The following is a 2,164-nucleotide window of genomic DNA, read 5'->3' on the forward strand; positions in this document are numbered from 1 at the left end:
TGTCAAAATCGGTTGTAAAATCCCCAATATCAGCGGTTTAAAATTCCCCAGAAAAAGCCGACATACTCTCCGGGAGGAGAGTAAATATGGTGAAAAATGGGGAGTTTTTTGTGATCAAAGAAATGCGTCTGAAAGGTATGAGTATTACCCAAATTGCTGAAGAGATGGGACGGGATCGAAAAACGGTTCGAAAATGGCTCCTGAAAGATACGCCAGAGAGCTTTCCTACTCGCAAACCACGTCCCAGCAAGTTGGATCCTTTTAAGGATTTCATCTGTACTCGTATGGCGGAGGGCTGTCAAAATGCCCGCATCATCTTCGAAGAAATAAAAGCCCGTGGCTATACCGGAAAGGACACCATCTTACGAGACTTCATGAAGCCGCTGCGTCCCCACTTTCGTTCAAAAGTAACCGTACGATACGAAACGAAACCTGGACAACAAGCGCAAGTAGACTGGGGACATTTTCGAGCAAATGTCAACGGAAAACAAAAGCGTCTTTACGCTTTCGTCATGGTGCTGGGTTATTCACGCATGATGTATGTAGAATTTACCGAGGACGAAAAGCTGGAAACTCTCATCGGATGTCATCTTCGGGCTTGGCAGTACTTTGGGGGTGTCCCTCAAAGTTGTTTGTACGACAACATGAAAACAGTTGTTTCTGGTCGAGATGACAATGGTAGGGTGATCTGGAACGAGCGTTTCGCCCGCTTTGCCAGCCACTATGGGTGCAAGCTGCTGAGCTGCAAGCCCTATCGGGCTCGAACGAAGGGAAAAGTGGAGAATGGGGTGGGTTATCTCAGAAAGAACTTTTGGCCTCGCATCGGCACTTTTACCGGGCTACAAGATCTCAATCAACAAGTACGCTATTGGCTGGACACCGTTGCAAATTGTCGCCTTCACGGAACCACCCATCAAATGCCGAATGAACGATGGAAAGTAGAAGACCTCCAACCTTTGAACCACGTGCCTTTTGCTGTTGTGGACCGGCATTACCGGAAGGTGATGAGTGATGCTTATGTTTCTTTTGAAGCCAATCGTTACTCTGTTCCATGGGAGCACATCGGTCGAGTAGTAGAAATTCAAGATGAGAAAAATGGAGTCTTGCGATTTTATTGCAATGGCCATCTAATCGCTGAACACTCCAAACAGTGGGGGCGTCATCAGACCGTAAGCATAAAAAAACACTTCGAAGGAATTCGCACATCTACGAGCAAACCGGTTCCCCAACCTACACCTCGTTATATGGCGAATTCAACACCCGAAGTGTTGGAACGCTCTCTTACGGCGTATGAAGAACTGGCGGAAGAAGAGGTGACGCTGCAATGATCTTGCAAGAACGCCTGTTGGAAGCGTCCCGTCATTTTGGATGGATACGCATCCCCGAGATCCTCCACGATCACGCCGAAGAAGCATCCAAACACAACATATCGTATTTGGAGTTTTTGGACAAGCTTCTGCAGGAGGAATTAGCGGCTAAATACGAACGATTTTTGCATACAAGAACTCGATTAGCACGGCTTCCGTTCAAAAAAACACTAGACGAATTTGATTTCTCTTTCCAACCTTCCATTGATGAAAGACGTATCCGTGATTTGGCGACTCTAGGTTTTATTGAGCATCAGGAAAACCTCATCTTCTTGGGGCCACCCGGTGTCGGTAAAACTCATTTGGCCGTAGCGCTTGGTTTGGAAGCAATCAAGCAACGCTATACGGTTTATTTTATCACTGCCCACGATCTGGTACAGTCGCTTCAGACGGCCCATGGCAATCGCACGATTGCCCAAAAAATGCGGGCGCTCACCAAACCAGACTTGTTGATCATCGATGAAATTGGTTACCGCAAAATGGACGAAACTGCTGCTCACTTCTTTTTTCAGATTGTATCTGAACGATATGAAAAAGGTTCATTGATCTTGACTTCAAACAAATCGTACGGAGCCTGGGGAGAGATTTTCGGAGATACCATTTTGGCCACTGCGATTTTGGACCGACTGCTTCACCATTCCAGTACGATCAATATCAAAGGGGAAAGTTATCGCATTAAGGAAAAGAAAAAAGCAGGTTTCTTTCGACCGGAGCCTGCTGAAGTAAACAACCAGTAGCGACAAAAATGGGGAATTTTCAACCGATAGTTTTGGGGAAAATTAAATCGATATTGACAC

General features: G+C 46.1%; 2 protein-coding genes. Both read left to right on the forward strand.

The genetic code is table 11. From position 1 onward, the window contains the following. The first annotated feature begins 86 nt into the window (after positions 1 to 86). Entirely contained in the window at positions 87 to 1,328 is a 1,242-nt protein-coding gene (gene istA, locus EDM54_RS25880; protein ID WP_024985197.1) for an IS21 family transposase, read from the forward strand. Further along, the gene (gene istB, locus EDM54_RS25885; protein ID WP_003386482.1) at positions 1,325 to 2,104 is read left to right on the forward strand and encodes an IS21-like element helper ATPase IstB; all 780 of its coding nucleotides are present in this window, start codon (positions 1,325 to 1,327) and stop codon (positions 2,102 to 2,104) included. The genes istA and istB overlap by 4 nt, the downstream gene beginning before the upstream one ends. Positions 2,105 to 2,164 lie beyond the last annotated feature (60 nt).

The sequence above is a fragment of the Brevibacillus borstelensis genome (genome assembly GCF_003710865.1).
GTDB lineage: Bacteria > Bacillota > Bacilli > Brevibacillales > Brevibacillaceae > Brevibacillus > Brevibacillus borstelensis.